This window comes from Nannocystis pusilla, from assembly GCF_026626665.1.
Classification (GTDB): domain Bacteria; phylum Myxococcota_A; class Polyangia; order Nannocystales; family Nannocystaceae; genus Nannocystis; species Nannocystis pusilla.
The window spans coordinates 580,968-607,002 of sequence record NZ_JAPNKE010000002.1 but is presented as its reverse complement, the minus strand read 5'-3'; the positions used below and the strand labels follow the sequence as shown (position 1 = coordinate 607,002).

Annotated in this window: 21 protein-coding genes and 1 pseudogene; 2 read left to right on the top strand and 20 right to left on the bottom strand. The window is 69.8% G+C overall.

The window, feature by feature from the left end; all coding sequences use genetic code 11:
• Window positions 1–364: 364 nt before the first annotated feature.
• The 18 genes from OV079_RS02910 to OV079_RS02825 form a co-directional block, all read right to left on the bottom strand.
• Window positions 365–1,516: a hypothetical protein gene (locus tag OV079_RS02910; RefSeq protein ID WP_267766090.1), complete on the bottom strand. Its 1,152-nt coding sequence runs from the start codon at window positions 1,514–1,516 to the stop codon at window positions 365–367.
• Between the two features lie 40 nt (window positions 1,517–1,556).
• The gene (locus OV079_RS02905; RefSeq protein ID WP_267766088.1) at window positions 1,557–5,048 is read right to left on the bottom strand and encodes a right-handed parallel beta-helix repeat-containing protein; all 3,492 of its coding nucleotides are present in this window, start codon (window positions 5,046–5,048) and stop codon (window positions 1,557–1,559) included.
• Window positions 5,049–5,853: 805 nt separating this feature from the next.
• Window positions 5,854–7,263, bottom strand: a complete 1,410-nt coding sequence (locus tag OV079_RS02900; RefSeq protein ID WP_267766087.1) for a hypothetical protein — start codon at window positions 7,261–7,263, stop codon at window positions 5,854–5,856.
• Between the two features lie 15 nt (window positions 7,264–7,278).
• The gene (locus OV079_RS02895; RefSeq protein WP_267766086.1) at window positions 7,279–9,753 is read right to left on the bottom strand and encodes a baseplate J/gp47 family protein; all 2,475 of its coding nucleotides are present in this window, start codon (window positions 9,751–9,753) and stop codon (window positions 7,279–7,281) included.
• 77 nt (window positions 9,754–9,830) lie between these two features.
• Window positions 9,831–10,193, bottom strand: coding sequence for a hypothetical protein (locus tag OV079_RS02890; RefSeq protein ID WP_267766085.1), 363 nt, complete (start codon window positions 10,191–10,193; stop codon window positions 9,831–9,833).
• A gap of 623 nt (window positions 10,194–10,816) precedes the next feature.
• A complete protein-coding gene (locus OV079_RS02885) occupies window positions 10,817–12,406 on the bottom strand; it encodes a baseplate J/gp47 family protein (protein WP_267766084.1) in 1,590 nt (529 codons plus the stop codon).
• A gap of 865 nt (window positions 12,407–13,271) precedes the next feature.
• A complete protein-coding gene (locus tag OV079_RS02880) occupies window positions 13,272–13,646 on the bottom strand; it encodes a GPW/gp25 family protein (protein WP_267766083.1) in 375 nt (124 codons plus the stop codon).
• A gap of 13 nt (window positions 13,647–13,659) precedes the next feature.
• Window positions 13,660–13,980 (bottom strand): hypothetical protein, encoded by a 321-nt coding sequence (locus OV079_RS02875; protein ID WP_267766082.1) that lies wholly within the window; start codon window positions 13,978–13,980, stop codon window positions 13,660–13,662.
• A complete protein-coding gene (locus OV079_RS57130) occupies window positions 13,887–14,420 on the bottom strand; it encodes a phage baseplate assembly protein V (RefSeq protein ID WP_420829492.1) in 534 nt (177 codons plus the stop codon). Before OV079_RS57130 ends, OV079_RS02875 begins: the two co-directional genes overlap by 94 nt.
• 115 nt (window positions 14,421–14,535) lie before the next feature.
• The gene (locus OV079_RS02865; protein ID WP_267766079.1) at window positions 14,536–15,654 is read right to left on the bottom strand and encodes a phage late control D family protein; all 1,119 of its coding nucleotides are present in this window, start codon (window positions 15,652–15,654) and stop codon (window positions 14,536–14,538) included.
• Window position 15,655: 1 nt separating this feature from the next.
• Complete coding sequence (locus OV079_RS02860; protein ID WP_267702643.1) at window positions 15,656–15,928, bottom strand: hypothetical protein; 273 nt, start codon at window positions 15,926–15,928, stop codon at window positions 15,656–15,658.
• Entirely contained in the window at window positions 15,921–16,463 is a 543-nt protein-coding gene (locus OV079_RS02855; RefSeq protein ID WP_267766078.1) for a hypothetical protein, read from the bottom strand. Before OV079_RS02855 ends, OV079_RS02860 begins: the two co-directional genes overlap by 8 nt.
• 148 nt (window positions 16,464–16,611) lie before the next feature.
• Window positions 16,612–16,848 carry a hypothetical protein gene (locus OV079_RS02850; RefSeq protein ID WP_267766077.1) on the bottom strand — a complete coding sequence of 79 codons (237 nt, stop codon included), beginning with the start codon at window positions 16,846–16,848 and terminating at the stop codon, window positions 16,612–16,614.
• Window positions 16,841–18,871: an ATP-binding protein gene (locus tag OV079_RS55515; protein WP_267766076.1), complete on the bottom strand. Its 2,031-nt coding sequence runs from the start codon at window positions 18,869–18,871 to the stop codon at window positions 16,841–16,843. The genes OV079_RS02850 and OV079_RS55515 overlap by 8 nt, the downstream gene beginning before the upstream one ends.
• Window positions 18,868–19,671 (bottom strand): hypothetical protein, encoded by an 804-nt coding sequence (locus OV079_RS02840; RefSeq protein WP_267766075.1) that lies wholly within the window; start codon window positions 19,669–19,671, stop codon window positions 18,868–18,870. Before OV079_RS02840 ends, OV079_RS55515 begins: the two co-directional genes overlap by 4 nt.
• Window positions 19,672–19,709: 38 nt before the next feature.
• Window positions 19,710–20,186: a Pvc16 family protein gene (locus OV079_RS02835; protein WP_267766073.1), complete on the bottom strand. Its 477-nt coding sequence runs from the start codon at window positions 20,184–20,186 to the stop codon at window positions 19,710–19,712.
• Between the two features lie 15 nt (window positions 20,187–20,201).
• Window positions 20,202–20,627 carry a hypothetical protein gene (locus OV079_RS02830; RefSeq protein ID WP_267766071.1) on the bottom strand — a complete coding sequence of 142 codons (426 nt, stop codon included), beginning with the start codon at window positions 20,625–20,627 and terminating at the stop codon, window positions 20,202–20,204.
• Window positions 20,628–21,057: 430 nt separating this feature from the next.
• Window positions 21,058–21,183 (bottom strand): hypothetical protein, encoded by a 126-nt coding sequence (locus tag OV079_RS02825; RefSeq protein ID WP_267766070.1) that lies wholly within the window; start codon window positions 21,181–21,183, stop codon window positions 21,058–21,060.
• Between OV079_RS02825 and OV079_RS02820 the strand changes: the two genes are divergently transcribed.
• Window positions 21,178–21,480 carry a hypothetical protein gene (locus OV079_RS02820; RefSeq protein WP_267766069.1) on the top strand — a complete coding sequence of 101 codons (303 nt, stop codon included), beginning with the start codon at window positions 21,178–21,180 and terminating at the stop codon, window positions 21,478–21,480. The two genes, OV079_RS02825 and OV079_RS02820, sit on opposite strands and share 6 nt — an antisense overlap.
• Before the next feature lie 466 nt (window positions 21,481–21,946).
• On the opposite strand, the pseudogene OV079_RS02815 reads toward OV079_RS02820, so the two are convergent.
• Window positions 21,947–22,438: pseudogene (locus tag OV079_RS02815) on the bottom strand (phage tail protein); the annotation flags it as partial.
• Between the two features lie 49 nt (window positions 22,439–22,487).
• On the bottom strand, window positions 22,488–24,545 hold the full coding sequence (locus OV079_RS02810) for a phage tail sheath family protein (RefSeq protein ID WP_267766068.1): 2,058 nt from the start codon (window positions 24,543–24,545) through the stop codon (window positions 22,488–22,490).
• 969 nt (window positions 24,546–25,514) lie between these two features.
• On the opposite strand from OV079_RS02810, the gene OV079_RS02805 reads away from it, so the two are divergent.
• Window positions 25,515–25,997 (top strand): hypothetical protein, encoded by a 483-nt coding sequence (locus tag OV079_RS02805; protein ID WP_267766067.1) that lies wholly within the window; start codon window positions 25,515–25,517, stop codon window positions 25,995–25,997.
• The last annotated feature ends 38 nt before the right edge of the window (window positions 25,998–26,035 follow it).

Genomic DNA, 26,035 nt, shown 5'->3' with positions numbered 1-26,035 from the left:
GCTGGTGAAGTCGCCGAAGCTCTTGCTCTCGTCGCCCACCGTGACGGTGCAGCAGCCCTTCTGACGCGTGAGCGGCCGGAAGGTCCGGCGGCACGAATCGACGGTGACGGCGCGGCCGAGGGCCGAGGAGAACGTCCAGTGGAACATCGCCAGCGGGGCGTAGAACCGCCGCGGCCCGTGCGGCGGCTCACCGCTGCGCAGCGTCCACGGCACCACCTCGGTCGGGGTCGACGGCCGCGCGGCGATGATCCAGTGATCGCCGACGATCCCCGGCCGGCTGATCTTGATCCGCAGGCCGGTCCCGGGCAGGGCGACCTCCTCGTCGATCTTGAAGCCGAGCCCGATCGGCCCGCTCCGGCTGCCGTCACCGGGGTTCCACACGCGCAAGTAGAAGCACCGCTTGTCCGGAGGCACCCCGTTCGGCTCGAACCATTGCGTCATCGCCGCGAGCGCATCCGCGGACTCGAGCTGGACCTTGACGGTGCGGCGCACCGGGTCGTACGCATCCAGCACGCGCGCGAGCACCCCCGCCGATGTCGAAGGCGATCGGATAATCGGCGGTGTACTCGCCGTTGGCCAGCCGGGCGCCGAACGGCAAGATCTCGAACACCTGCCCGGCCACCGGGTAGTGGGCCTGGTCGCGCGGCTGGGTCAGGAACTCGACGATGGTGGCGTTCGGATCGTCCGAGGTGCGCACGCGGTACAGCGGCGCGGCGTTGTCGTAGCTCCACAACAGACGGAACCGGTCGATCACCTGCACCCGGATCGCCTGATTCTCCACACCCGAGTAGCCCGGCGGGATCGCGGGCTCGCACAGGTCGCCGGCGCCGGGCTCGTCGATCACCACGGTGAGGCGCGCGCCCGACTTCAGCTCGTGATTCTCCCGGTCGAAGGTGTTGCCGCCGGCCTCGAGCGATTCCACGAGCTTCTCGAACGCCTCGTGGCAACCCTCGGGGACGTTCGGGTGGACGTAGACGCGATGGCCGCGCCATTCGCGGACGGTGGTGTCGGGGCCGCCGAGCGCCATCTCGTGGAACTCGCGGTCCTCGACGACCGAGACTTCCTGCTCCCAGCCGACCAGGTACACGAGGTCGCGCCGCGCCTCGACCGGCAACGACGGCGGCTGCGGGAACGCGTCGCTGCGAGTCGCCTGCACCCAGTCGCTCTGGGCGCGGAAGCGCTGCGGCGCGGCGAAGGCGACGCCCGCGGCCGTGGCCGTGCCGCTGGTGGAGACGGTCGTCCCGACGATCTCGTGCCGCAAGCCGCCGAGGTAATAGCTGCCCGAAAGGATGGAGAAGTCGTAGACGCCGGTCGACGGGCTCTGGATCTCGAAGCCCATGTCGGGCGAGCCGTGCGGCCCGATCACGTCGACCGCGACCGCGCGCTGGTCCTCGTCGTCGAGCATCTCGCCCTCGCTGAAGTCCGAGTCGAGCATGGGCCGGCCTTGCTGCATGCGCAGGCCGACGTAGCGATTCGCGGGGCGGAAGAGGTGGCGGGAGAGGTCGTGGTTTGCCATGGTCGAGACTTCCGGGACAGGAGCGTGGGCGAAGGTTCGCTCAGGGCGTGGGGGCCAGCAGCGCCGCGAAGCCGGGCACGGTGTCGCAGTCCGTGTAGGTCAGGTTGGTCCCGTCGCCGTTGTTGTCGATCGGGTCGGTGAGCACGCTGACCTGGACGTGGATGCAACGCGACGCCTCGTTGAGCTTGGTGAAGTTCATCACCCCGAGCGTCGAGGCGGAGATGTCGGTCTGATAGGAGCCGTTGGGGAGCGTGCCGATCGGATCCTCCCAGCGGTTGTGATTGGTGCGAGTCGACCACGCGGTGACCACGGTGTCGCACAACATGTCGCCGACGCCGTCGGGGAAGGTCGTGACGAACTGGTTGTCGAGCACGGCGACGTCGTCGTACGACTGCAGGCTCACCGCGCGGCGGATGTTGGCCGAGGCGCCGGCGACCGGCCGGAAGTGGACCTGATTGCCGGTGAACAAGATCCGCCCGTCGACGGTGTCGGGCGACGGCGGCGGCTCGTCCGTCGGCAAGGGCGGCGCAGGCAAGTAGCCGAGGTTGCCCGGCACGTAGCCCAGGACCCCGATCTCGGCCGACAGCCCGATGTTGTGGATCTCGATGCAGTGCGCGCGCTCGGACGACACCGGGTGGGTGAGACCGCCGCTGCCGAAGACGTTGCCCTCGATCAGCATCGGACCTACCCCGTAGAGCTCCAGGGCCCGCCCGGCCGGCTGATACACGACGTTCCCGCGGATCCGCGCGGCCGGGCGCAGCGAGTCGGGCTCGGTCTCGTAGCTGTCGAACCCGTACGATGTGGCGAGACGACCCACGAAGCGCAGGGCGATGCCGGCGCGATTGCCCGCGAAGGCGGAGCCGCCGACCCGCACGCCGTTGTCGCGGACCTCGTTGTTCTCGATCGCCAGGTCCTCGCCGTGAAAGACGTAGATCCCGCAGATCGGATAGCGATGATCGCCGCCGTTGCCCACGATCCGGTTGTCGCGGATCCGCAGGTTGTCGGTGTCGGCCAGGACGACGCCGCCGAACGCGACCAGCTCCCCGTAGTGCAACCCGGGCACGCCGTGATAGGGGCGCCGGCAGTTGGCCTCGATGAGGTTGTCCTCGATGAGGAGGTTCGGCGAGCGGAACATCCGCTGCCCCTCGACATCCAGAGTGAGGTAGTCGGGCCAGAATCCGGGCACGGAGACGCCGGAGGCGCCCATCTCGCTGATCCTGTTGCCGCGGATCACGACGTCGGCCTGGGTGCTGGCAGTGAGCGTCGTCGCCGGACCGTCGTCTTCGTCGATGCCGTCGGGGATCTCGCTCGTGACGCTCGGGCAGTCCGGATCGTCGGCCATGCTGAACCACCCGTTGGGCTCGAAGGCGGTCGCGTAATCGTTGTTCATGTAGCCGGTGATCACCCGCCCGAGGGTGATGCCGTGGCCGAGGCCGCCGCGGATGATGTTGTTCTCGATCACCACGTCGTCGCCGCCGCCGGTCTGCAGGCCGCCCCAGGCCTTGCTGACGACGTCGCCGTCGACGGAGGGCGTGAGGATCTGGCAGTCGCTGACCCGCGAACGGCCGCAGTGGCTGAGAAAGACGTTGGCCGCGGCGCTCAGGTTGCCGGACATCTCGAGGTAGCAGCGGCGAATGGTCAGGTCGGAGAACCGGTGCGCGGCGATCGTCGACACCGGGAACGGCGCCGGGCCCGAGGCGGGCAGCCAGAGGTTCCACCACGGATCGGGCGCGGGCACGTCAGGATCGCGGCGGGTGGTGACGCGCAGGTCCTCGAGGATCGCGCTCGTCAGGGCCACCCCGTTGCCCAGCAAGGTGATGCCGAACTGACCGAACGCCTCGAGCGTGAGCTTGCGGATCGTGAGCCGCGTGCCACGCGTGACCTCGATCAGCGCGCGCGCGCTGTCGTTGCCCTCGGGGGTGCGGAGGATCGTGCGGGCGCCGCAGCCCTCGAGGATGAGGTCGCTGCGGTCCGTGAGCACGACGCGCTCGCGGTACTCGCCGGGGAGGACGCAGATGCGGCCCTTCTCGTCGCGCGGGAGGGCGTCGACGGCCGCCTGAATCGAGGTGAAGTCGCCGAAGCTGGTCTTTCCGTCGCCGACGGTCACGGTGCAGCAGCCGCGCAGGCGCGTCAGCGGGCGAAAGGTGCGGCGGCACGAGCTGACCTCGGCGACAGCCCCGAGCGTGGTGTGGATCGTCCAGCGGAGGACGGCGAGCGGGCTGTAGAACCGCCGCGGTCCGTGCGGCGGACCGCCGTCGCGCAGGTTCCAGGGGACGATCGGCTGCGCGGTGGCGGGCCGTGCACCGAGGATCCAGTAGTCGCCGACGATGCCGAGGCCGGTAAAGCCGATCTCGTAGTCGGTGCCGCGCAGGCGGATGGGCTGATCCAGGGTGATGCCGATGCCGAAGGGACCGGCGACGTCGTCGTCGCCGGGCTCCCACACGCGCGCGTACAGGTACGCCGAGGCGATCGTCTGGTACCACGCGGCGATCTTCGTCAGGCGCGCGCTGTGTTCGACGGCGACGACGGCGGTGATCTTGCCCGTGCCCGGGTCGTAGGGAGTGATCACGCGGAGCAGCACGCCGCCGCCGACGTCGCCGGCGACCGGGTGATCCGCGACGTGCTCGCCGTTCGGCAGATCGGCGCCCCACGGCAAGAGCTCGAGGATGTGACCGACGCGCGGCGCATGGGCCAGGTCGCGCAGCGGCGTGGTCAACGTCAGGGTGACGTCGACCTCGGAGATCGCCATGGTGCAGCGGACCATCGTCGAGGCGTTGTCGAGGCCCCAGATGAAGCGGTCGGGGGCGATGAGCTGGACGCGGATCGCCTGGTGCTCGGCGCCCGCGAGGCCTTGCAACACCTCGGGTTTGCACAGGTCCTCGGCCGGCTCGACCGGGCTGCGGCGCGAGCCCATGCGCGCGCCCGACTTGAGCTCGAAGTTGACGCGATCGAACTGGTGGCCGCCCGCCTCGAGCGAGGCGACGAGGCCGTCGAACGCCTCCTTGCAGGTGCCCGGGCCGTCCGCGAGGACCATCACTCGCTGCATGAAGCGCTGGCGATAGCCAGTGTCGTGCCCGGCGATGGCCGGGTCGTCCAGCTCCTGATCTTCGACCGCGCCGACGCCCTGCTGCCAGCCGAGCAGGTACACGAGGTCGTTGCGCGGCTGGGTCGGCACCGGCGGCACCTGGACCGCCCGCACGTCGTCGCGCAGCAGCTGCCGCCAGTCGCGCTGGCCGCGGAAGCTCTGGCCGCCGCCGATCTCGTGGCGATAACCACCGAGGTAGTAGGTCCCGTCGGCGATGTCGAAGTTCCAGGTCAGGCCGGCGACGGTGACGTTCTCGACGGTGAAGCCGCGGTCGGGCGAGCCGTGCGGGCCGACGACCGCGACGACGAAGTGGCGCTGGTCCTCCTCGTCCAGCATGCGCGCCTCGTTGAAGTCGCTGTCGAGCACCACCCTGCCCTGCTGCATGCGGGTGCCGGTGTAATGATTGCTGGCCTGGAAGAGGTGGCGAGAGATGTCGTGGGCGGACATGGCGATCCTCGGGTGCGTCAGTTCTCGCGGATGAAGGCGGCGATCCGTCCCATCGGCATGAATTCGTGGACCTTGGCGCGCACGCTGTCGTGCTTCAGCGGGTTCAGGAGCCGGCTGTAGGCGCCGATCTCCGAGCCGTTCTCGGCGCCGCGGACGACGAAGTCGGGTGCGCTTTCGGACAGGATGTAAAAGCCAGGATCGCCGAAGCGGGTCGAGACGAAGAAGTGCGGGAAGACCTCGGCGACGCCGGGCGGCGGGTAGACCGGCGAGGTCTCGCTGCCGGGGGCGAGGACGCTGTAGCGCACGCAGCCGTGCTGGTGGTCGGTGACCTTGACGGGCTTCTGCGCCAGCAGCTCGGTGGCGTCGACCCGCAGGCCCACGGTGGCGATCGCCAGGGTGCAGCGGGCGAACTCCAGCTCGGTCTGCGGCAGGTCGATCGTGGCGGTCGCCACGGCCGAGGCGATGATGCTGTCGCGCGCGCGCAGGGCGTGCACGGCCCCGCCGAGGGCGAGCTCGATGCTGGCGACGATCGAGCTCTCGATGACGAGCTCGTCGATGGTGCCCTGGACGAGGATGTCGGCCGGAACCAGCGCGTTGCCGTCGGCCTTGAGGCCGCCGGGGTCGAGGGTGCAATGACGAATGGTGACGCGCGCGTAGTCGCCGGCCAGCACCAGCTTGCCGCCGCCGTACCACAGACCGTCGAGCGTGAGCTCGGCGTCGGTGCCGGTCGCGGTGAACTTCCAATTGTTGCTCTCCGCGACGGCCTGGCGCAGGTAGGGGCGCTGCTGCGAGGCGGCCTGCAGCGTCAGGTCGGTGAAGCCGCTGATGTCGTCGACGAGATAGGTCTTGCTGTCGGCGAAGGTGTAGACATTGGCCCAGGCGCCCGGCGGGTCGTAGACGCCGCCGCTGAAGGTGTCGTCGACGGCGGTGAGGACGGTGGCGCGGCGGTCGTAAGTGCCGGCACCGAGGTCGCCGGAGAAGCCGTAATAATAGTGGGCGACCTTGGTGCCGGCGGGAGGCACGGCCTCGGGGAACCAGTAGCGGCCGCGCACGGGATCGACCATGAGCTGCTTGCCGGTCGCGACGGTGAGGCCGGTGCCCCATTCCCGAGGTCGCCGGCGAGGGTGCGCTCCGGGGCGATCTGCACGTCGTCGGTGTCGTCGAGCCGGGTGATCTTGAAGGCCCGCGCGTCGCGGACCAGCGCGGCCTTGGCCGAATCCTCGGTCAGCGCCGCGGCGAGCAGCGTGTGCAGGTTGTCGGGATCCATGAAGTCGCTGCTGTTCGCCAGCGAGGACAGCGTGGCGCGCAGGCGATACTCGTCGCGGAAGCGGACGCCGATCCAGTCGCGCAGCTCGGTCAGCGCGGGGGCCGGCAGCCCGCCCTCCTGCATGGCGTCGAGGACGGCGTCGGTGATCTCGTACTCGGCGTGACCGAGCAGGCGGCAGCGGATCGGCGCGCTCACGTCCTCCTCGTGGCGCCGCCGGCAGCCGTCCTCGGGCCGGTAGGACGGTCGAAACAGCGGGATGTCGCGCCCCGACGGATCGAAGGTATAGCGCCGGGTGGTGAGCTCGAACGGGGTCGGCGCGTCGACCCGATAGGCCTGCATGCGGTAGAGGTGGTGATTGAGCTTGGGGATCGCGTAGCGCCCGGCGTGGCCGCGGTGCTGCCAGAGATCGGCTGTGTGCGACAATTCGTCGAATGTCCCGTGGGCCAGCTCGACGCCCCGCGGGCGGCGGAGGTCGGCGATCCCGCCGACCGGGGTGGCGGTGAGGCGACCGACAGGGTACGGCTGCGGGTCGAGGCCGTGGTGGGTGCGGCCGAGGCGGCGAAAGGCCTCGACGACGGCGCCGTCCCAGCCGGCCATGTCGAGGATCAGCTGCTCGAGGACGGTGACGGTGCCGGCGCGCCGGCGATAGTAAATGGTGCGAGCGACGTCGACCCGCCGCGCGCGGGCGTTGAGCGCGGGCACGAGCCGGGTGGCGACGAGGTCGCCGATGTACGGGACGACCCAATCGTCGCAGTACTCGATGCTCTGGTCCTCCCACAGGCGATCGATGCTGCGCCGGGCGACGGCGGCCTGCTCGGCGACGGCCTGGATCAGGGCGCGAAGGACATGCTGGTTGGGCGCGGCGGCGTCGAGCTCGCGGTAGACGCCGGGGATCCAGTCCCACAGCTTCTCCGTGAAGTATCGGGCGAATTGGTCGTTGGCGGCCATGAGATGTCCTTTCGGTCAGGAGACGAGGTCGCGGCAGCCGCGCGATTCGGCGTGGTACGCACTGACGACGAGGCGGACGGCGTCGAAGTCGCCGAGGTCGAGGTACTGCCCCGGGTCCAGCGCGAGCCCCGGCGTGGGGAACGGGACCGGGGGGTGATCGAAGGCGAAATACATCGAGGTGACGTCGAGGACGCCGGCGATCGACTTGGCGGCGCCGACGATGAGGCTGCGCGACAGGGGACCGCCGATCGGGGTGTTCTCGACGGCGAGCGGGCCTCTTTCGGGGTCGAGCAGCGCGGCGCGCACGGCCGACTCGACGTCGGCGGGCACGCGGTCGCGCTCGATCTCGAGGTTCAGAAAGAGGACCTTCTGCTGCGCCGTGGCGGCCTCGGCACGGATCGGCGTGCCGGGCTCCGACATGGCCTGGAGGTCCGCGACGATCTGCTCGTCGAGATCGGCGCCGGGGTCGTTCGGGATGTACCAGACCTTGATCCCCGCGGTCTGCGAGGGCTCGTCCCAGGCGTACTCGACCTTGCAGCTCCGCACGCCGGCGGTCATGGCAGTGCGCGCGGCGAAGTCGGCCAGCGAGACGCAGCGCCCGAGCACGAGCGCGGAGGCCGGCGCGTGCCTGCGGATGTCCTTGCTGGTCTCGGCGTCGCCGCCCCCGCGCGCGACGATCGGGCTGCGCACGCTCTTCAGGCCGGGGACGGTTTTGATGATCTGATTGATGGCACCCGCCGGCGGCGCCTCGGCGCCGGCCCCGTGGCGATATTTGGCGCGCACGTTGCCGCGTCCGGTAGGCAGCCGGAGGCCGCGGACGCCGTCGCCGAAGGTGATGAAGGTGTTCTGGTCGTCGTCGTGGCGGACGATGTAAACGGGGTCGTTGGGGCCGGCGCCGTAGAAGCTGGGCCGCTCGCGCCACAAGATGCCGTCGACGCGGACCTCGAGGGTGCTGACGACGCCGCTGGCAGCGCCGGGCTGCGAGAAGTAGGTCAGCGGGGTCTTGGCGAGCTTGAAGGTCTGGTGCGCCTGGGTCGGGTCGCCGTCGCCCAGGACCTCGTCCTGCACGGTCTCGCCGCGCGAGATGTCGAGGACGTTGCCGTAGGCCTTGACGGGGACGCGCAGGCCGCCGTCCCACTCGGGGCCGCTGATGGTCAGGGTGGCGCTGCCGTTCGCCTGGACGTCGAGCTTGCCGTTGACGAGGACGCCCTTGCCGTCGGCGTCCTCGAGGATGAAGCGCGTGGGCGGGTCGGCCGGCTTGTCGTGGATGCCCTCGAGCGGGAGGGTGTTCAAGACGACGCCGGGCGTGAGCTCGGTGTGCGCGAGCCGCATGATGCGGCCGACATCGTGCATGTTGTAGTGGATGATGAGCGGCCCCGGTCTACTGAACGAAACCTTGTCCGCATCAATCGCCGGGTTCAAGTACAGACGCGTCACAGGGATCATGACGCCAGGTTCAGCCGAACCAGCGAGTCGGAGTTGCTTCTCCTCGGTCCACACCACTCTATGCGCCGAGAAATAGTCATTGTACTGGACCACAACAAAGTCACCAGCATAGATCGAACGATACACACTATCAAGATCGACCGAGGTCTGTTTCTTCTCCGAATCCGTAAAGTCACTTCCAGAGACAGGGTTGACAACGTTCCCCAGGTGACCAGCGATCGTCACGCCGAAACCGTTGTAGAGCGCCCCGATCTCGGCGTCTGAAAGTGGAGGAACTTCGTGAATCGCCGACTCTTCCTCATTTTGGTCATTTACGGCATTATCAAGGAGCTTGGTCTTGACATAAGCGCGCTGCGACGGGCTGAAGAGCGCCACGCTCTTGTAGCCGACCGATGCGGAGATTGCGGGCTTCTTCGCAACTCTGAGCTCGACGTACTCTTGGGCATCTCTCCCCTTGAATGACGAAACATCCAAAATCTCCGTCGCACCCTGCCGTACGATCTTGTCGTACCAAAGGAACATGAGCGGCCGCCCCCGCACTGCGCTGGCGGTGGCAGGATCGAGCAGCAAGCGGCTCTCGTCAAACTCTCCGAGTTCAGGGTCCACCACGGAGCCCAACGTGTATTCATTGACCTTTCCCGAGACTCGGCCACCATTTGATTCAAACACCTGCCCCGGCGTTGATGATCTATAGGCCACGGCAGGCAAAGCGCCATGTCTATCAGGACCGACAAGAACGGCGACCTCCGCCACCGAACTGACAGCCGGATGGAGCTTGTAACCCAGCAGGCCCGCCAAGCTTCGCAACGACCGACGGTTCCTCGCGGTCGTTACGGTCGCCTCCGCCATGATCACACCGTTGTAGAGGCCAACGACATCACCGACATATGCCCAGAGCTCGAACAGCACCATGCTCAGATCGGAGTGCGGCGCCCATGAAGCCAGAGGCTGCAAACCATCGACTTCTTGCTCAGGGATGGCGGCTCCAAGCGAACGTCGCAGCAGGTCGAACCTGAGGCCTGGCGTGGGGTCCAGCGGACTCATCTCCAGCGTAACATTCCCGGTCGTCGAAGTCGTCAAGCACGGAGCGCAGGTGAAATTCTGGGGCATGGAAGTCCTCTTCAGACGGATTTACGGTCAGTTGCGCACCAGTCATGGCTGTGGCAGGATCCGAGCATGACGCTCCGGCAAGAAATCGCGATCATCCTGGCTCTCGCGGCAGCATGTGGCGACAATGGAGACACTGGAACTACCGCTTCTAACACCACGCCGACGACGGTCCAGATGACCGACAGCCCGTCGACGCTCACCGAGAGCGATACGTTGAATACGAGCTCCAGCTCCAACACGAACTCTGGTCTCACGGATGAGACGATGACCTCCCCGACGGCGAGCACGACGTCGACCGGAGAGAACGCTCCGGTCTTCCTGTCGCTGGGCACCAACGTGAATGCCATCACGGAGGGAGAGTCGGTCGTTTTCACGGCGCTCCTGACCGACCCCGATGGCGTGGACGACATTGTGGGCGGAAGCCTTACGAATGAGGACGGAGCGATCGATTTTGGGCCCTTCGTAGCCGCTGGACAGGAAGGGACTTACTCGATCACGATTTCCTGGGCTCAAATTCATCAGGCCGCCCCCATTCAATTTGAGGACGTAGCGGAGACCAGAGTCTTCCACGCCCGTTTCTTCGACCAGGCCGCGAACAGCTCTACCAAGTCGGTTTCGGTGAATCTTCAGTGCGCGGGCGGTTCGGCTTGCGGCGGAGCCTGCACTGACCTTGCAGTCGACGGCGTAAACTGCGGAACGTGCGGCCACTCTTGTATGGCGATGGGTTGTGAGGCCGGCAACTGCAAACCGGCGTGGAGCGAGTGCTTCACTGTCGCGGATGGCTTCAGCAGTTGCGATGAGATGTGTCAGAGCCTCGGGGAGGCTTGCGCAGAATCGCAATGTGCGGGCAACACGACTAGGTACCTCGGCGCTCAGTCGGAGTGTGGAGAGGACATGGGCGGAGTTCCCCAGGACGATTCCTGCAGCAAGGTGCAAGATTGGGGTTTCCCGCCATCAAGTGCTGCTGCACCGACTCGAACTGAGCAGCTAGCCCCCCTCATACCCCGCCCTCCGTGATGACGCGGATCGAGCCGCGCTCGGGCGTGCGGGGGTCGCTGGCGAGGCGGAGGATCTGGTCGTCGGGGACGACGTACAGGTCCTCCATCGGGCGCATGTGGTGGACGGCGCGGGCGCCGATTCGGATGTCCTTGACGGCGAGGACGCCGGGCACGGCGCCGACGACCGCCTCGATGGTGAGGCGCTGCAGCGGGGCGCCGAAGGTGAAGGTGTCGGGGGCGAAGTAGCCGGGGGTGACGCCGTCGCCGCGGAGGCGGCGGATCACGGCGTCGCGCACGGCGCTGGGGATGTGGCCGGGCTTGATGCAGATCTGGACCTCGAGGTCGATGGCGCGGAAGCGGGGGTCGCGGACGAACACGTCGCGGCCGGCCTGGCGGACGCAGTGCATGAGGCCGTCGAGCTCGTCGCGCTGCTCGTCGGTGAGGGCGTAGGCGCCGACCGGGTCGGGCGTGACGAAGGTGGTCGGCCAGCTGCCGGTCCACCGCTGGCGCACGCCGGCGACCTGGACCCAGTCGAGGCGCCTGGCGATCTCGCAATAGTCCTCGGGCTTGACGGCGCGGTGGGTGACCGCGCGGAACTCCTCGGGCGCGAGCTGGCGGATGTCGTCGAGCGGCTCGGGATCGACGCCGTCGCTCACCGGCAACGGATTGGCGATGCTGACGACGGCGCCGGACGAGATGAGGCTGGTCTCGCCGGTGACGGGATTCTTGAGCAAGCGGACCGCGCCGGGACCGACGTTGCTGCGGGTGCCGGGGCCGGTGCGGTAATCGACGCGGAACAGGACGCCGTCGGCGGGCATCTTGCCGAACTCGCCGTCGCCAAAACGAATGGTGGCACCTTCGCCGCTCGCGTAGTCGAGGTGGACGAAGTCCTTGTCGACGGTGGCGCGCTGGAAGCCGATGACGCGCCGCCAGATGCCGTCATCGAGGGTGTAGTGCTCGTCGAGCCGATCGGAGGACAGCAAGGTCCGGCGCCAGGTCCAGTCGCTGAGGTCGAGGTCGAGGTCGGGGCCGGTGACGCGGGCGACGCGGAGCTCGGGTACGGTGGCGCGCAGGTCGGCGCCGAGGCGGCCGAGACCACCTGTCTCCGAGGACAGGAGGCTGTGGAGGAAGGTGACGCTGCGCTCGCCGGTGATGGCCGACAGAGGGCCCTCGCGCTCGATCGCCTGGCGCATGTCGACGGTGCCGCCGCGGACCTCGAAGTACTCGGTGAAGCGCTCGCCGGCGGTCGCCGGGACGATGTTGCCGTGGACCGTGGTGCCGGCTCCGACCTTCAGGCACCACGGCAGGGCGTGCTCTTCCCGCCAGGACAGGCGGAGCACCCGCAACGGAGGCGTCAGCGGCGGCCGCGGGAAGTTGTCGACGATCTCGTCGACGTCGGTGACGAAGACGAGGTGACGCCGCGCGGGCTCGCCTGGCTCGACCGGGTCGCGCTGGATGAGGACCCACTTGTTCTTCCACTCGTCGCCCGGAGCGACGACGGCGTCGGGATCCTGGACGAAGAGCTCGGTCGCACCGGCCGGCAATTCGGCGGCGTCCTCGTCGAAGAAGTGCGATTGGAGGAGTTCCACTGCGAGCGGACAGGATAGGCCGCGCCGGCGAGCGTGTCGGCGAGGCCGGTCCCGATCTCGAAAGTAATCACCTCGCCGTCGTCCCCGCCGGCCCACACGCGATGGCCCGCCCGCACGGGATACACGACCGGCAGCGCGGCCTGCACGTCGAGGAAGGTGGCGCCCGAGCGGCCGTCGTGGATGTCGTAGTCGACGAGGCGGGCGAGCCGGCGGACGCTGCGGCGCTGGGTTGCGGTCTCGAGGAAGGCCTCGCGGGCGATGCGGTCCTGGGTGTACGAGAGCTCGTCGCCGAGCGCGGCGAACAGCTCGAGCAGCATGACGCCGACGTCGGCCTCGACGAGCTCGCGCCACTGCGGGTAGCGCTGGCGGGCGAACTCGAGGAGGGCTCCGCGCAGGCTGAGGAAGTCGCGGGCCATGTAGTCGACCGGGAAGTCGACCAGGTCGCCGGGCTGGCAGGCCTCGGGGACCGGCTTGCAGTCGATGCGGGTGTCGGCGCAATTGGCCTTGAAGGTGAACTCGCTCGAGCGGAAGAAGTAGTCGAGCCGCGCGTCGGTGATCGTCAGGCGATAGCGCGAGAAGTCGCCCGGCTTGTCGACGGTGAGCACGAGCACGTGGTGGTCGTCGTCGGTGTCGTCGAGGCTGACGTCGGTGACGCGCACGACCGGTACGCCCTCGCCTCCGGTGGTGCTGACGATGGTGATGTCGGCCGGCGCCGGGTCGTCGTCGGCGAACGGAGCGGCGAGGTCGCCGGGGTTGCGGTGGAAGTGGACCCGCAGCACGGTCTGGCTCGGCTCGACCTCGACGAAGTCGATGCCGGTCAGCGGCGGGTCGGATGCCTTGATGGCGGCGATGCGTGTGGCGTACATCAGGCGACCTCGACGTTGAGATATTGACGGGTGCCGCGCGCGAGCACGACGTAGGTGATGGCGACGTCCAGGGTGGCGTCGCGCGGGGTGGCCTCGACCTTCTCGACGCGGATGAGCGCGCCGAGCCAGCGGTCGAGGGCCTGATAGACGGTGGTCTCGGCCAGAGCGGCGCCGCCGAAGCTGTTGAGGGCGAAGACGTGGCGCCGCAGGCCGCCGCCGAAGTCGGGCCGGTGGACGCGCTCGCCGGGGCCGGTGAGGATGACCTGACGGATCAACTGCTGAATGTAGGCGTCGGGGTTCGGCTCCTCGCGGAGGCGACCGAGGCCCTGATCGACGGCGAGCGGGAACTTGAGGCGAGCTGTACTTTTGGCCATGGGATAAGGAGCCTCAGGTGTTGTGGATCTTGCGGTCGCCCTGGCTGACGAGCAGCGGGCCGGTGACGACAGGGCCGGTCATCGTGGGCATGAGCGCGAGGCCCTGGCTCGAGCGGCCGACGGTCGGGACGCCGCCGATCGACACGCGGGTGTTGGGCACGGTCCAGATGCCGTAGACCGAGGGCGCGCCGCCGAACAGCAGCTGGTCGCGGGCGGTGCCCATCATGCCCTTGGCGCCGCTCACCCGCGTGTTGGGGGTGATGACCGCGATAACCCGCTGGTTGAACGAGTCGGAGACGCCGAAGGGCGGGATGGTGACGACGGGGCCGGGCATGTTGCGCTCCTCCTACGATTAGAAGATCTCCTGGGTGCCATCGTTGATGGACACGCGGGCGGGATCGACGGAGATGTTGCGGGTCTTGGCGCTGGCCTTGACCTCGATCGAGTCGAGCTTGATCGAGAGGGCGTTGATGGTGATCTTCGAGGCGCCGGTGTCGATGACGAGCTCGCCCTTGAGGTCGTCGATCCGCAGCGAGACGCGGTCGGTGCGGATGAACTTGACGCTCGGGACGGCGTCGGCCGGGTCGATGTCGCCCTGCGCCCAGTAGCAGCCGCTCCAGATCGGGTACGAGGATCGCCGGCCTCGAACTCGACCCACACGCCCGCGCCCGCCGGCGGCAGCATGTGGAGGCCGACGTCCTTGCCGGCGTACGGGACGCACGGCATGGCCCACACGGTCGCGGTGCCGAGCACCGCGGGCACCTGGACCTGCACGCGCCCGCGCAGGGTCGGGTCCGGCGTCGACGCGGCGACGAGGCCGCGGTACTTGCCGAAGTAGCGGCTGCGCAGCAGCTCGAGCATGTCGCGAGAGGTCGGGTCGTCGTGCATGTCAGACTCCGAGGGCGTTGCGCGCGAGGGTGAGGTCCATGGAATGACCGTTGACGTCGAGGGTGTGCGAGACGCCGGTGACGAAGTAATCGCCGCGGTAGCGCAGGCCGAGGCCCTTGATCGGGACGACCATGTGCGGCTGGAGGACGCGGCCTTCGAGGGCGAAGCGGGTGGTCCGCGCGCGCGCCTGGACGAACCATTCGGCCTCGGACAGGGCGGCCTGGGCGCGGGTGGTCAGCTCGCTGGGGTCGCCGGCGGTGGTCAAGAAGACCTCGCGCATGACGCCGGAGACGAAGGAGGCGATCGGGCGGGCGCCGAGCGGCAGGTTGGGCGGGGCCGGGACGACGGCGGGGGTGGCCTCGTTGACGCCCTCGAGCACGCGCAGGCCGCTGCTCAGGACGGGGCGATCGAAGTCGACGTCGATGTCGAGGCTGAGCATGGTCTGCTCGCTGCGGTCGCCGACGTTGATCGAGAGGCTGGGCCCGAACGGGTCGATGACGGCGGGCGCGGCGGGGACGTCGGGGCGCGGCGGCGAGGGCTTGAAGTTGCCGACCTCGACGACGGCGAGGCCGGCGGTGCGGTAGGAGATCCAGAAGTGGAAGCCGTTGCGCCGCGCGAGCCGGTTGAGGAAGTCGAGGTCGCTGCCGCTCTGGTTCTGGGTCTGGCTGAGGTCGGAGTGCAGGCGGGTGGTCTGGGCGACGTCGGGCACGAGGCCGTAGCCGGCCAGGACGGCGCCGACGATGTCGCTGTCGCGCCCGGACCAGGCGACGGTCCGGTGCGCCCGCGCCATCTCCATGCGGCGGTCGCCGCCGCTGATCTCGAGCCAGGAGCCGACGTTGCCGCTCTCGAAGTGGATCTGGTGGCGATCGATCGGGCCGCGCACGAGGCAGGCCTGCTGACCGACGCCGTCGTCGACGATGACGCTGACCACCGCGCCGGGCCGCAGGCGCGGGTCGACCAGCAACGGATAGTCGCGGACGAGCTCGTCGAGCTCGGCGACGAGGCGCACGCTGAACCGCGCCGGCTCGCTCAGGCTCTGCTCGACGCGCACCGAGTCGACCAGCTCGAGCAGGTCGACCACCGGGACGTTGTCGATCAGGAGGATGCAGTCGAGTGCCATGTCAGGTTCCAATCGGGATCGGGATGGCGCGGGCCTCGCTGAGCGCCTCGGGGTGCATGACGTCGGCCAATTCGGCGATCTTCCAGTAGCCGTGCGGGTCGCCGAAGTAGAAGCCCGCCAGGTGGTCGAGCCGCTGGCCCTGCCGCCGCAGGTGCTCGCCGCGGAGCTGCAGCTTCGGCGCGTCGGGGACGAGCACGACCTGGACGGTGCGCCCGCGGTGGTCGGTGACGGTGCCGGTCGGCACCCCGTAATAGCGACTGGTCCGATCAAACATAGTCCCTCAGATCACTGACGACGGTGGCGAGGTGGGCGAGCGCGAGGGTGTCGCGCTCGAGGGCGTTGAGCTTGTAGGCGGCGACGGCGAGGACGATGTCCGGGTACGGCTTGGCCCGCAGCTCGTGCGGCTGGATGACCTGAAAGTCGAGCTGGACCTCGGCGTGGATCGGCATCAGCGCGGCGTTGTGAAGGGTCTCGGTGACGCTCATCGAGCTGATCCACACCGGGAGGACGCGCCGCCGGCCGAGCGCGAGCAGGACGATCGGGACGGTCTGACGCGAGGGGATGTCGTCGGTGGCGCCGTTGAACAGCGAGACGAAGCTGTCGGCGAAGTCGCCGAGGATGCCCTTGGGCGAGTAGACGAGCCGCTCGAGCGCGGCCAGCCGGTCGGACACGCCGACGGCCCGGGTCATCACCCGCCCCTTCTCGAGGTCGTCGGTGGCGTCGATCTCGAGCTTGAACGAGTAGCTCTCGGTCGGCGGGAAGGTGTAACGATTGCGCTCCTCGAGGCCGTTGTTGCCGTCGCCCGGCATGTTGACCTGAAAGCCGCGCGAGATCGTCTCGGGGTTGTATTGAAACAGGGTGATGTGCGGGATGACCCCGACGACGTCGCGGTTGAGCTGAATGAGCGCGCCCGGGTGGAGCCGCGGAGAGCTGGGATTTCCGGAGATGTCAGCATGGTCACTCCTGATGCAGGGCCTGGATGAGGGCGCGCTGGACGGCGCGGAGGGTCTCGGCCTCGCCGGCGTCGTGCGGGACGGTGACGCGCAGGCGCACGGCGCCGAATTCACGCGACCTGGCGATCGGGACAGCTTGCAGTGATTCGTGAAGGCCGGCGGCCAGACGCTCGCCGGCGCCGCGGTCGTCGCCCGGGACGCGGACGCTGAGGCTGCCGATCCGGAGCTGGGGTTCAGACATGCACGACCAACCTCTCCCGGTCGCGCCGCTCGAGGGCGCGGCCGTCCTTGTCGAGCTCGCGCTCGAGGCCGCGGACGAGCTGGCCGACGCCGAGCGGGCGCTTCTCGCTGCGGGCGACGAAGGTGGCGGCGAGCACCGCGTTCTTGATCTGGGCGCCCGAGAGGTCGACGCCGCCGAGCGTGTCGAGCGCGGCCGGCGAGACCTCGGCGCCGAGCTCGGACAGGACCTGCTGCCAGATCTGCCGGCGCGCCGCGGCGTCCGGGCGCGGGAACTCGAGGACGTGGCGGATCCGGCGGATGAAGGCGGGATCGATGTTGGCCTTCTTGTTGCTCGCCAGGACGGCGACGCCGGCGAAGTCCTCGAGCAATTGCAGGAGGTAGTTGGTGTCGCTGTTGGCGTGGCGATCGTGCGAGTCGCGGACGTCGGTGCGGCGCGCGAACAGGGCGTCGGCCTCGTCGAACAGCAGGACCGCGCTCATGCCGGCGGCGACGCTGAAGATCTTGCGCAGGTTCTTGGCGGTCTCGCCGATGTACTTGGAGACGATCGTGGCGAGGTCGATGCGCACGAGGTCCTGGCCGAGCTGCGCGGCGAGCACCTGGGCGGCCATGGTCTTGCCGGTGCCGGCGGGGCCGGTGAACAGGGCGACGAGGCCGGTGCCGCGCGGGTACAGCCGACGCGCCTCGGGCCGCTCCCAGAAGTCGGCGCGGTCGCGGGCCTCGAACACGAACTCGGCCAGGTGGTCGCGCAGCTTGGCCGGGACGACGAGGTCGGCGAGGTCGAAGGGGCAGCGCAGGACGTGGCCGAGCTCGCCGAGGCGGTGGCGCGAGCGCTCGCGGCACAGCTCGGCGGCCGCGTCGACGCTGGCCGGGCGGCGCAGACCGACAGCCGCGAGGTCGCCGACCGGGAGGGCGTAGCGCCGCGAGACCTGAAGGACATGTTCTTCCGGCCATGTCCTGGTGGTCGGGACGAGGCGCCGCCACAGCGCGGCCCGCTCGGCGAGGTCGGGCGCGGGCAGGTCGACGCGCAGGTCGACGACGCCGTCGACCGGGGCAGGACGGTCGTGCGCGGCGCAGGCGACGGCGGCGAGGCCGAATTCGCCGGCCGCCGCCGGCAGCGCGCGGGCCTCGGCCGGCAGGTGCCAGATCGGGATGGCGTTGAGGATGCGGGCGTGGCGGACGACGAGGCGGCAGCGCTCGTCGAGATCGGGGTCGGCGAGCGCGGCGACGTCGACGACGAAGCCGGCGAGATCGAGCGCGTGGAGCACCGCGGCGGCGAAGCTGCGGCGGCCGCTGCCGGGCTGACCGGCGACGACGAGGCGGACCGAGACGCCGGCGTCGAGGGAGTCGACGAGGGCGTCCAGGACCTGGCGCACGGGCCAGCTCGAGAGCGGCTCGCGGATCACGGGGCGGGTGACGACCGCCGCGAGCTCGGCGGGGACCGGGACCTGTCCGATAAGCCAGCCGGTCACCTGCGGGTCGAGCTGCAGGACTGCGGGGACCCCGGGCCCGGCGTCGCGCTCGCTGACGAGGCGCCAGTGGCGGAGCGCGCCGGTCGAACGCAGCAGCGGCGCGAGGGAGCGGCCGAACAGGTGGCGCACGAGCTCCTCGGTGACGCCCGGGACGCCGGTGAGCCGCTGCAGGGCGGCCGCCAGCGCGGGGGTCCGCTCGGCCGCGACGCAGGTCTGCAGCAGCTCGAGCTCACCCGAGTCGAGGCCGAGCGCGTGGACGAGGTGCCGCAGGGGGCTGTCCCACGCGTCCTGGGCCAGGCAGGCGTCGAGCTCGGCCTCGACGACCGCGAGGCGGCGCTGCAGACCAGCGAGCTCGTCGCTCGCGGCGTAGAAGCGGGCCTCGTGCGCGGGCAGGTCGAGGCCGAGGCGCGCGAGCGGGTCGGCCTCCTGCTGCTCGAGGTGGCGCACCCACGCGAGCCGACGACGCACGCGGAGGACCACGCGCTCGCACACGAGGTCGAGCACGGGCGGCGCGTCCGGCTCCGGAGCGCGCGTGGCGGCGGCGAGGCGGTTCACTCGGCCACCTCGATCCAGTAGGGCGGCGCCTCGGCGCCGCGGACGATCAGACGGAAGGGATGGTTGCCGGCGTCGCCGCTGCCGAAGTGCGGGCGGATGGTGATGTGCTCGTCGTCGGTGATCACGAAGGTCTTCGGAGCGACCGCGCCGGACTCCTCGTAGGCGAGGCCGTCGACGTAGACCTCGATCTGTCCGGCCAGCGCCGGATCCGTCAGGTTGCTGCCCGGAGCGACCTCGACGGAGACCGGGTCGCCGACGACGCCGACCGGATCGTTGTCGGTGACGAACGGTGTGACCGCGAAGGCGAGCTCGTTGGAGCGCGAGGTGACGGTCTTGCTCAGGCCGCCCGGCAGGTCGACCTGGCTGCTGACCTGGACCGAGACGCCGTAGATGCCGGGCAGGATCGTCCTGAAGTCGCCTTCGAAATCGACGCTGGGCTGGATCCGCGCGGTGATTCGCGCGGAGGTGACGAGAATGTCCCAGGCGGAGTTGTCCGCGGGCTCGACGACGATTTGATTGTTGGCAGTGTCGAACAGCGGGCTGCGCAGGACCAGCCGACCGCCGCCGAGGCGGCTGCCGCGGAGGGTGAGCTGATTGTTCGGTACCTCCGGACTCGGCGGCGTGGTCGGCTCGAGGGCGACGCGGGCCGGCGAGGCCGGCAAGGCGATCGGGTCGCCGCCCGGCGGGGTGAAGCGGACGACGCTGTGCGAGCTGGCGAGGTGCATCACCCCGGTCGGGAGGATGTAGTTGCCGACCGAGAGCACGTAGCCGGGGATGTGCGTGACCGGCTCCGGCTTCATCAGGACGACGCGGACCTCGTAGAAGGCCGAGAAGCGGATCAGGCGCTGATCGTCGCCGTTCCAGAAAGTAGCAGACTCCTCCGGCGCGACCGGGCGGTAGATGATCTGCAGGCCGTTGTCGTTGCCCCCAGCTCCTCGTGAAGGATGTCGACGGCGCCGATCTTGGTGTCGTCGCCGACGAGCAGGTAGTCGTGCAGGGCCTTGAGCGCGTAGCCCAGCAGCTTCTGCTCCTGCAGCGGCTCCGGCTTGTCGTCGTCGCCGTAATGGTGGGCGGTGACGACGTAGAACAGGCTGAGCGCCAGCGGGGTGTGGAACGGATTGGAGGTGCCGTCGCGCGCGACGGCGTTCTTGTGGTGGGCGTCCTCGCGGGCGTGGTAGAGATAGACGCTGATCGTGCTCTTGGTGGATGTCGGCAGCTGATCGGGCGCTTGCGCGACGACGGTGGCCGAGCCGATCCGGGTCGTGAGCAGGGTGATGAGCGTCTCGGTGACGAGGGACAGGTCTTCGAGTGCCATGATAATCTCCGTCGATCAGAGCTGCCCCAGGCCGAAGATGGTGCGCCGGCGGGCGCCGCCGGCGGGCGCGGGCGCGGATGCGGCGGCCCGCGAAGGCTCGCGCTTGGGCGCTTCCCGCCGGGTGGGCGCGGGCGCCGGGGCGCGCACGACCTCGATGTGCAGGCTGCCGATCACCACGCGCGGAGTGACGGGCTCGGGCGCGACGACGACGGGCGGGCCCGGGTCGCGCGGCCGCGGCTCGAGGCGCGCGACCGGCTGAGTCGCCGCGATCGCGGGTGCTGTGGTGGCTCGCGGCTGCGGTCGCGCAGGCGGAAGAGCCTCGGCGCGGGTCTCGGTGACGCTCGCCGGGCGGGGGTCGAGCCTGGGCGCGTCGGGCCGCTCGGCGGCGATGATCCGTCGCGTGGACGGGCGCGGCGAGTCGGCCGCGATCGGGGGTATCATGTCCTGAGGGACAGGTTCGGCGACGGCCGGGGTCGACGGCGCGGGGGTCCGGGCCGGCGCGGGCGCGAGCGACTGGACGACCGGCGGGGCGCCCGCCGGGGTCGGCGCCGCGGTCGCATGAATGTCTCTTCGGACAGGTTCAGGAGTGATGGCGGGCCGGGCGGCGACGGGCTGAACGTCGCGGGTGCGCTCCACGATCCGCTCGAGGCGGCGCTCGACCACCGGCGAGGAGAGGCGAACGCCGGCGGCGCGCTCGCCGAGACGACCGGCGCGGGCCAGGTCGCAAGCGAATCGTCGCCGCCGTCGTCGCCGGGGTCGCCCATGGGCGAGGCGGGGCCGAGGCGCGGGTCGCTCGGCCGCTCGAAGAGGTGCGGCAACATCACCGCTCCCCCACCCTCCGTGCGCCGCTGCAGGCGTGCGGTGAATTCGGTCATGCCGGCCTCCGGCGCGCGGCCGTGTCGGCCTCGATCAGCGTGACGTGGAGCTGCCGCTGGCTGCGCGGGAGATCGAGGATCTCCTTGTGCGACCAGTGATAGGCGACGGCGATCCGATGCACGTCGCGGGCGAGCCACTGCCCCTCGCGCTGGAGCGCGGCGAGCAGGAAGGATTGCAGGTCGAAGTGGACGAGGCCGTCGCGCTCGCACTCGGGGCAGCGAGCGTCGAGCTCGAGGTCGAGGACGGGCGCCTGCCGCTCGAGCGCGGCGAGCAGCGGGGCGGGATCGGCGTCGGGATGGCCGCTGACGAGGCAGCGGATAGCGAGGGTGCGCCGGGCGTCGGCAGGTTCGAGGCCGGCGATGGCCTGCTCGTCCGCCAGCTCGGCAGGCGAAACACCCGCCCGTCGGCCAGGCGGTAGTGCCCCGAGCCGTCTGGCCCTTCGGCCAGGTCCTCACCGACGAGGCTGTCCTGCAGGGCGGCGAGCGAGAACTCCAGGTCGAAGGGGTGACCGCAATGGACGCAGCTGGCGCGGGTGTCGATGCGGTCGCCGAAGGTGGCGCGATAGACGGCGGCGAGCAGGCGATCGCGGTCGCAGATCGCCAGGTCGCCGGCAGCGCCGGGCGGGACGGCGTCGTCGGAGCCGGAGACGAGCAGCCGGTCGAGCAAGGCGACGGCGACGGCGCTCGAGGTGCCGCGCACGAGGCTCTCGTCGTGGCCGCAGAGCTCGCGCAGGCGCGCCCTCCGTCCATTCGCCAGACCTGGCTTCAATGTCAGCTCCAACATCCTCGCCCTCCCCACGCCGTACCCGCGCGCCGCTTCGTGGCGCGCCCCCTGCCCGCTCACGCCCGGCCGCGAGGGCCGGGCGATTCATGCGACCGCGCCGTTCAGGTCTCCAGGACCTCGACGACGTCCTGATCGCGCTCCCAGCCCTCGTTCTCGAGCACGATCGACTGGATGGCGACCGCGTCGCCGTTGGCGTCGAGATCCGGCAGGGCCGTGTACGAGCTGACCCAGCAGCGGAACACGTTGTACGCGGCGACGACGGTGCCCTGCAGGTTCAGCATCTCGATGCGCAGGTTCTCGCGGAAGTTGAGCAGCGAGACCGCCCCGTCGCCCTCGGTGCTGTGGACCCGGTTGGCCCAGTTCTCGAAGTCGCGGTCGTGGGTGACGCCGCGCTCGAGGGTGATGGCCTCGAACTCGGTGCGCCCGGGCGACTTGCGCGACGTGCTGGGATCGCCGCCCTCGCGGTGCTTGACGACCTCGGTGGTCCGCTTGAGCGACGAGACCTTGCTGACGCCCGCGACGACCGTGCCGTCCTCTCGCTTGACCCTGAACTTGAAGTTCTTGTACGGGTCGAACCGGTGAGCGTTGACGGTGGATCATGGCATTGTCGATACTCTCCTCGGAAATGTCGGTTGCGCTCGCTCAGGTCTGGATCTGGCCGGCGATCTGCTTGAGCTGGACGACCACGAACTCAGCCGGTTTGAGCGGGGCGAAGCCCACGATCACGTTGACGATGCCGAGGTTGATGTCGTTCTGCGTGGTGGTCTCGGCATCGACCTTCACGAAGTAGGCGTCGGACTTCTTCTGGCCCTGGAACGCGCCCTGGCGGAACAGGCCGTGCATGAAGGCGCCGGCGGCGAGGCGGATCTGGGCCCACAGCGGCTCGTCGTTGGGCTCGAACACGGCGAACTGCAGGCCGCGCCGCAGGCTCTCGGCGAGGTACAGGGCGAGCCGGCGGACCGGGACGTACCTGTATTCGCTGCCCGAGTTGTCGTAGCCGTCCATCGTCCGCGCGCCCCAGCTGACGATGCCGCTCGGCAGCACGCGAATGGCGTTGGCCGCCTCGGGGTTGAGGGCGCCGTTCTCCGGATCGGAGAGCTGCCGCTCGGTGCCGAGGATCCCGCGGATGTCGGCCTCCAGCCCGGCGGGCGCCTTCCACACGCCGCGCTGGCCGTCGGTGCGGGCCCACACGCCGGCCATCGCGCCGCTCGGGTCGACGGGCTTGACGAGGTTGAACTCGTTGAGGGCGTACAGCCGCGGCCAGTACAGCACGCTGTGATCCTTGACGAGGCCGATGCGCAGGCCGCCGATGCCGGCGGTGACGTCGGACGCGGTGACCCAGGTGCTCGGCGGATCGACGATCAGCACGGCGCGCCGGCGCTGGCAGAACACGCTCGCCGGGCCCCACAGCTCGAGGCGGTGGGCGTCGGTGGCCGCAGCGTCGCGCGGCAGGACGAGGATGTTGAAGATGTCGACCTCGCGGTCGATGAGCTCGTAAGCCGCGGCGTAGTCGGTCGGGGTCGGCCGCCCGCCGTCGACGCCGTCAGTGCCCGATTGATACGTACCGGCGCCGCTGGTCCCGAGGCTGTAGTAGCGGACGTTGCCGGCGTCGGTGAATCCGGCGCCGTCGAACAGCCCTGCGCTGGCCGAGATCGCCGTCGCGCCCAGACCGAGGTTGGCGCCGCCGTTCAGGCGCCGGAACACCAGCGTGTAGCCCTCGACGTGGGCTCGCCAGGCGAAGTTGGCCTTGGCCTGGGCCTTCGTGTTGAACTGGGCCGCGAGGACGTGCAGCTTCTCCTGCACGTTCAGCAGCGAGTCGACCGGGCTGACGTTGCCCTTGTAGAACAGGCCGGTGCCGGTCGTGTTGAGGTTGAAGTCCTCGAGCGTGACGCCGTCGACCTCGATGTCGATCTCGTCCTCGCCGTCGAAGTCATCCTGATCGAGGGCGGCGAATTCGCCGAGGTTGGCGTGGCTGATCGTCGTGAACAGGCCGGACGGCGCCGGGCGCTGCGCGCCGTACGGGGACTGCTCCAGACCGCCCCGCGCGGCCCCCATCTGCATGTACGTGGCGATGTCGTTGGCGCTGTCGGACGGGATCACCTGCACGGTGCTGGTCGTCGCCGTGAGCGTGAAGAGGACCTTGCCGGTGCCGGCTTCGACGACGCCCGGCGCGATCCCTGCCGGGAGGCCGGGCGTGAACGTATTGGTGGCAGTATTGAAGACGTGGGTGGTCGGACTCCCGCCGTTCACGGAGATCCGCAGGGACGAGCCGTCGGGGATGGCCGCGTCGGCGAACGTCGTGCCGTCGACGACGCGAGCACCGACCGAGAAGCCGTTGCCCAGCGCCACGGCCAAGCGCTCGGCGGTCACGAGCGCCGAGTTCTGGCCGACGATGTCGTCGACGAACCGCGGATCGCCGGGCCGCATGCTCAGGTTCGAGTGGACCTCGAGTTCGGTCTCCTGCAGGCTCGTCAGATCGACGTGGAAGACCCGCAGGTTGAACGTCTCGTCGGGGGTCGGGGTCGCGTAGTCGACGGCCACCCGCAGCTCACCGCCGCGGGCGCCGGCCTCGCGGGAAGTGACCCTGAGGACGTCGCTGTTGCCGAGGCTCTTGAGCGTGACCGAGGCCTTCGTCGCCGCGGTATCGGAGATCCGGGTGATGATCGCCACCGTGCCGCCGTTGGCGAAGAACAGGCGCACCGCGGTCGCCAGCTCGCTCTCCTCGGTCCCGGCGCCGAAGAACCGCGTGAACTCGGTGAATTGAACACTCGCGTCGGCTTGTTCATCACGCCGCGCTCGGTGCGACCGACGAACAGCGCGGTGGAGGTCGAGACCCCCGTGATCGTGCGTACACCCGAGGGGACCTCTTGAATGTATACACCAGGATACGTCAATGCAACCATGAATCCTCACCCTCCCTTTCACGCACTGCGTGGTTTTGCCGACGATGCAACGGCAAACTAGGAGCCGTGGTTCCCGCGGGCAAGCGGCGATTGTGCGCACCTCGATCGGCCGCGCGGCCGCCGGACAGAGCGGTGCGGCGCGATGTCATGACATTGCGCGCTCCCGGACCGCCGCGCCGCTCGAGTCGGCGTATAAGGAGGCGACGCTCGGCGACGCGACGAGGCGCGCAACTAGACAACACCGACGGTGACGCGTCGCAATGAGGGGTGTCGACCTTTGCGCGAGCGACGCGAGACCGCGTCGCTAGTTCGGGGGACGCGGCGACGAGGGGCGGAGCCGAGCCCATGCACTCAGATTCTGTGATTGGCCGCACGGATCTGGAACGGACACCCGGCGAGATCTCCTCGTCTCCGCGCGGACCGCGGGCCGCCTGCCGGAGCGCCGAACGGCCCAGAACGGTCGTACAACCGGGTTCTGGCGGGGACTCGGGCGGGACGGCCGGCCGTATTGGGCGTGGACGTCCTCGCGGTCAAATGTCCGCGCCCCCTTCCATCGGCGGACACGCGGTATTCACGATCCTTGTAAGCGCATCGGGTTTACCGCGGAACAGCCCCCGGTCGACCCTTGGGGAATTTTGCGCGGGCGACGCAGGCTGCTGCCGACATTCGCGGCGAGCCGGACGCGGCCGCGAATCGTACGCGGCCAATGCAGTGTCCCGGCGGCGCCGCGCCGCGGAGGCCGGTCCCATGATACTCTGCCGGGCCCTTGTCCCGCTCCGGCAGACGCTCCGAGCTCGTCGCGTCCGCGCGGCGATCGCCGGCGCTCGCCGAGATGGCGCTGCAGGCCCTCCGCGAGCTCGTGGGCGGCATCCCTGCCGCGGCGCCGGGCCCGGACGACGACCTGCGGCCGCTGCAACGCGGCCTCACCGGGCTGGTGACGCGGCTGGTGTTTCGCCTGCACGCGGAGGCCCGCGGCCTCATGTGTGGTGATTCGCTGTTCGACCTGGCGGCGCGCCTCGACGCGGACGCTCCCGGCGACCCGAAGGGTCCCGAACAGCGGCACGCGTCCTGGGAGGAGCTGCTCGCGCGGGTCCGCGAGCTCGGCGGCGAGGCGCTGTCCTTCGCGTCCGCGGGCGCGAACGACCCCGGCGTACGGCGAGCCCTGCGGGCCCTGCTGGGCGTGGAGAGTCCCAGGAGTGGTACGGCGCGCTCGACCTCGAGGCGCTCGGCGGGGTCCATGAATCGCTGATGGACTACCGCCTGACGCGCACGCGTGGGCCGGGGCTG

Excerpts from the sequence above, each read along its gene's own strand:
- OV079_RS02910 (WP_267766090.1), bottom strand. The coding sequence starts at position 1,516 with ATGGCAAACCACGACCTCTCCCGCCACCTCTTCCGCCCCGCGAATCGC.
- OV079_RS02905 (WP_267766088.1), bottom strand. The coding sequence starts at position 5,048 with ATGTCCGCCCACGACATCTCTCGCCACCTCTTCCAGGCCAGCAATCAT.
- OV079_RS02900 (WP_267766087.1), bottom strand. The coding sequence starts at position 7,263 with ATGGCCGCCAACGACCAATTCGCCCGATACTTCACGGAGAAGCTGTGG.
- OV079_RS02895 (WP_267766086.1), bottom strand. The coding sequence starts at position 9,753 with ATGAGTCCGCTGGACCCCACGCCAGGCCTCAGGTTCGACCTGCTGCGA.
- OV079_RS02880 (WP_267766083.1), bottom strand. The coding sequence starts at position 13,646 with ATGGCCAAAAGTACAGCTCGCCTCAAGTTCCCGCTCGCCGTCGATCAG.
- OV079_RS02875 (WP_267766082.1), bottom strand. The coding sequence starts at position 13,980 with ATGCCCGGCCCCGTCGTCACCATCCCGCCCTTCGGCGTCTCCGACTCG.
- OV079_RS02865 (WP_267766079.1), bottom strand. The coding sequence starts at position 15,654 with ATGGCACTCGACTGCATCCTCCTGATCGACAACGTCCCGGTGGTCGAC.
- OV079_RS02860 (WP_267702643.1), bottom strand. The coding sequence starts at position 15,928 with ATGTTTGATCGGACCAGTCGCTATTACGGGGTGCCGACCGGCACCGTC.
- OV079_RS02855 (WP_267766078.1), bottom strand. The coding sequence starts at position 16,463 with ATGCCGGGCGACGGCAACAACGGCCTCGAGGAGCGCAATCGTTACACC.
- OV079_RS02850 (WP_267766077.1), bottom strand. The coding sequence starts at position 16,848 with ATGTCTGAACCCCAGCTCCGGATCGGCAGCCTCAGCGTCCGCGTCCCG.
- OV079_RS02840 (WP_267766075.1), bottom strand. The coding sequence starts at position 19,671 with ATGAAGCCGGAGCCGGTCACGCACATCCCCGGCTACGTGCTCTCGGTC.
- OV079_RS02835 (WP_267766073.1), bottom strand. The coding sequence starts at position 20,186 with ATGGCACTCGAAGACCTGTCCCTCGTCACCGAGACGCTCATCACCCTG.
- OV079_RS02830 (WP_267766071.1), bottom strand. The coding sequence starts at position 20,627 with ATGATACCCCCGATCGCGGCCGACTCGCCGCGCCCGTCCACGCGACGG.
- OV079_RS02820 (WP_267766069.1), top strand. The coding sequence starts at position 21,178 with ATGCACGTCGCGGGCGAGCCACTGCCCCTCGCGCTGGAGCGCGGCGAG.